This is a genomic window from Vibrio kagoshimensis (assembly GCF_050337535.1).
GTDB classification, from domain to species: domain Bacteria; phylum Pseudomonadota; class Gammaproteobacteria; order Enterobacterales; family Vibrionaceae; genus Vibrio; species Vibrio gallaecicus.
The window spans coordinates 1-3,426 of record NZ_JAKJSZ010000048.1 but is presented as its reverse complement, the minus strand read 5'-3'; the positions used below and the strand labels follow the sequence as shown (position 1 = coordinate 3,426).

The 3,426-nt window shown below is 39.2% G+C and carries 4 protein-coding genes and 1 pseudogene; all 5 read left to right on the top strand.

Translation table 11 applies throughout. The annotated features are described in order from the left end of the window. Positions 1-184, top strand: a pseudogene (locus L4C37_RS22190) (hypothetical protein); the annotation flags it as partial. A 196-nt stretch (positions 185-380) separates the two neighbouring features. Further along, entirely contained in the window at positions 381-731 is a 351-nt protein-coding gene (locus tag L4C37_RS22185; protein ID WP_429770134.1) for a DUF6678 family protein, read from the top strand. A 647-nt stretch (positions 732-1,378) separates the two neighbouring features. Beyond that, positions 1,379-1,861 carry a MazG-related protein gene (locus L4C37_RS22180; protein ID WP_429770132.1) on the top strand — a complete coding sequence of 161 codons (483 nt, stop codon included), beginning with the start codon at positions 1,379-1,381 and terminating at the stop codon, positions 1,859-1,861. Positions 1,862-1,998: 137 nt separating this feature from the next. Further along, a complete protein-coding gene (locus tag L4C37_RS22175; protein ID WP_137375618.1) occupies positions 1,999-2,316 on the top strand; it encodes a heavy metal-binding domain-containing protein in 318 nt (105 codons plus the stop codon). 696 nt (positions 2,317-3,012) lie between these two features. After that, positions 3,013-3,426: GNAT family N-acetyltransferase (locus L4C37_RS22170; RefSeq protein WP_429770130.1), on the top strand; the 414-nt coding region annotated here is incomplete at its 3' end.

Sequence of the window (3,426 nt, the reverse complement as noted above, 5' to 3'; positions counted from 1 at the left end):
GTATGGTATTGATTCACTCTATTTCCTAATTCAGTCGCTAGGTTTTTTATATATTCTGTATGCATCAGTGTTTGTGGCGGTTGGGTTGTATTTTTTTGGATCTAAGGTTTTTGTAAAACTTCCACAATGGATATTGCTCCTTCCAATCGGCTTACTAGCAATCTATGGTGCAATGTATGTATAACCAGCAATTTAAGCAGACAGCCAACGCGTGGCATTTTCAGTTCCAAACAGTTTGGGTGTAATCGGTGCGTTGCTTCGAATTCAGGTTTGCGTTGGTCTGCTACTTAATTGGGCGTTATGTGTATTGGAGATTTATGAGTCTAACTTCCAGTTCAAAAGTTAATGAGTGAATTAATCAATTCGGTTTATTTGGTGTTATGAATAACACTAAATGGAATGCATTATTTTCAGCATTAAATGATCTCGAAGAGCTAGTCAGTTATCGGGTTACATATATAGATGGTTCAACCTGGCCTGAGGTTGAATCGAGTCAACACTATACTTCCGAACTAGCCCAAATTTTGGGTAATTTTCGAGCAATAGAATTTGTTGATATCGATGCTCGTATTAGTTATTCAAAGGGAGCTCTTATGGAGCCTGAGATAATTGATTATCAGTATAAAATTATCAATATTTGCTCAGTGGCAAATACTCCTATATCTCTAGAAAATGGAGTTATTCGTGTTTGGAGTTATTCGTGTTTTGGGTTATCTCAAGCATGGAGTTGATGTTCCGCTTCATAAATACACATAACAAGCAATTTAAGCAGACTGTCAACGCTTGGCATTTTCAACTCGGTTTAGGTGCAGTGATTATGGTGATAAATTTGAGTCTATTGGTAGTGTTGTCAGCTACTTAATTGGGCGTTATGTGACCAGTTGAAAAAGTCGATAGATCCGTAATGTTATGAGAATTTAGAATTATATTATCGGTAAATAAGGTGTTGTATGAAAAATCAAATGTTCGAACACTGGCAAAAAGTAAGGGAGCAGGGTTTTCTTACTTGGATCTCCAAAAGCTGCTTTTTGATAACTATGTTCTACATCCTATTCAATGTACTTTTTCAGTATTCATCGTCACCGGCTGAAACTCTTTTCCAATATTTAAGCGAACAATTTCTTAATTATTTTGTTTTCTCGGCTTTCATGTTCTTCGTATATTGGGGGATTTGGCTTCATAGAGAGTCAAAATATCAAAAAGAGTCACAACGTAGAAATGTCACATAACAAACAATTTAAGCAGACTGCCAACGCTTGGCATTTTCAGTTCGGTTTAGCTTCAGTGATTTTGGTGTTAAATTTGAGTGTATTGGTAGCGTTGTCAGCTACTTAATTGGGCGTTATGGCGCAGGGAAAAATTCAGCTAAGGGAACGCGATGAGTGAGAAAGTGAAAGTAGCCTTGAAGTGGCTAAAAGGACTTTTGGATGCAGAGAGCATTAAGTACCAAATTGTCGGTGGACTCGCTGCAACTATTCATGGTGGCAGCCGTGAAATTGCGGACATAGACCTTTATATCCACAACTCTGATGCAAATAAGCTCTTGGCTCACGTATCTCAATTCATATCAAAACCGTTAACTCGTTATACTGAATCCGGTTGGGATTTAGAGTATTTCCAGTTGATTTACCAAAATCAAAAAATTGAAATCGGTTTATCTCAAAATACAAAGATACAATCGGCTTTAGACAGTTCTTGGTATCAGCTTGAAATTGATTATTCGGCGTCAGTTGAAAAACACTATGAAGGCATCGTATTGTCAGTAATCCCTGTTCATCACTTACTCGAGTACAAGCGCATTTTGGGTAGGGAAGTCGATCTAATTGACATACGAGAACTAAGGTCGAGTTCAGCGCCATAACAAAGCGTTTAAGACAGATTCCCAACGCATCGCATTTTTTATTCCATCGTTGGGTTTTGTGTTTACGTTGGTATGGTTAGGTTTCGTGTTGGCGTTGCTCACTACTTAACGCGGCGTTATGTTCTTGAGGGAAAATTATGATTTTTACTACTACAGAAAGTGTTCCAAATCGTGAGATTGAGGATATTTTGGGTGTTGTGACTGGAAATGTTGTCCAAACAAAGCATGTTGGTCGAGACATTATGGCTGGTTTCAAAAGCATCGTTGGCGGGGAGCTAAAAGGCTATACGGAAATGCTTTCAGAGGCTAGGGACACGGCTATTGAGCGTCTAGTTTCTGAAGCGACTGACTTAGGTGCAGACGCGGTAGTAGGTATTCGGTTCTCTACGAGTGCAATAATGGATGGCTCATCTGAGATTATGGCTTTCGGAACAGCGGTGAAGTTACGAACATAACAAACAATTTAAGCAGACTGTCAACGCTTTGCATTTTCAACTTGGTTTGGCTTCAGTGATTTAGGTGGTAAATTTGAGTGTATTGGTAGCGTTGTCAGCTACTTAATTGGGCGTTAGTTTGCAAAAGTAGAAAAGCGTTTTGGTCAAAGAGCCTAGTCTGGTTTCTATGCTTTACACCTGTACGCTTTTCGAAAATTGTGCAACCAAATCTCATCGCGCGTAGGGCGTTTTTCGGCTCTTTGAGTTCAACGTTATTCATTTCTCCGCGTTAGTAACTTTGGTCACTTAGTGCGAATCGCGCGGCTTCTTTTTCTTGGTGGTTAATCCGTAAAATAGTGGCTTTGTCGCACTTGGCTATCAGGTTTGTCGAATGAATCCTTTGTCAGCTAAAACGCTTCAAACTGTGGTTGTTTATCGCATGTCGCTTCTTAGCCAAGTTCGTTTTGTTGGTTGGGTTTAAGTTCCGTAGTTTTCAATTTTACATTAGTGTTCAAAGCCAGTAGTTTTGTAACCAATTCAGCACCTTGGCACTAAACTTTGGCTGCATCGTGCTGGCAAACTAACAAACAATTAAAGAGTGATTCGGCACGCGTGGCATTTTTACTATGCGTTGGTTTTAGTGATTAAGGTAGTATGCGGTGGCATCGGTATTGCACGCCTCACACCTTAATTGGGCGTTATGTATTTGGAGGGGAAATGGTTAGGGAAGCGACAAAAGACGATTGCGTAAAATTAGCGGCATTGTCCATTAAAGTCTGGCTAGACACATATGCTAGAGAAGGTATCAAAACTGAATACGCTGAGTATGTCTTGTCTACTTTCACTGCAACCTACTTCTTAGAAATATTAGATACGATTAAATATCGTGTATTTGTAAGTGAAGAACAGGAAGTTATTCAAGGCTATTTAATGGTTAATCTTGAATCGCATTATCAAACGTCCAGTAATGGCTTTGAAGTCGAAAAACTATATGTCGACAACACTTTCAAAGGGAAAGGGTTAGGTCGAAAGCTCTTGAATGAAGTCGAAAATCAGTTGGGTAATAAATACTGGCTTTACACTTGGGTTGAAAATGAATCCAATGGATTTTATGAGCATCTGGGGTTGAGT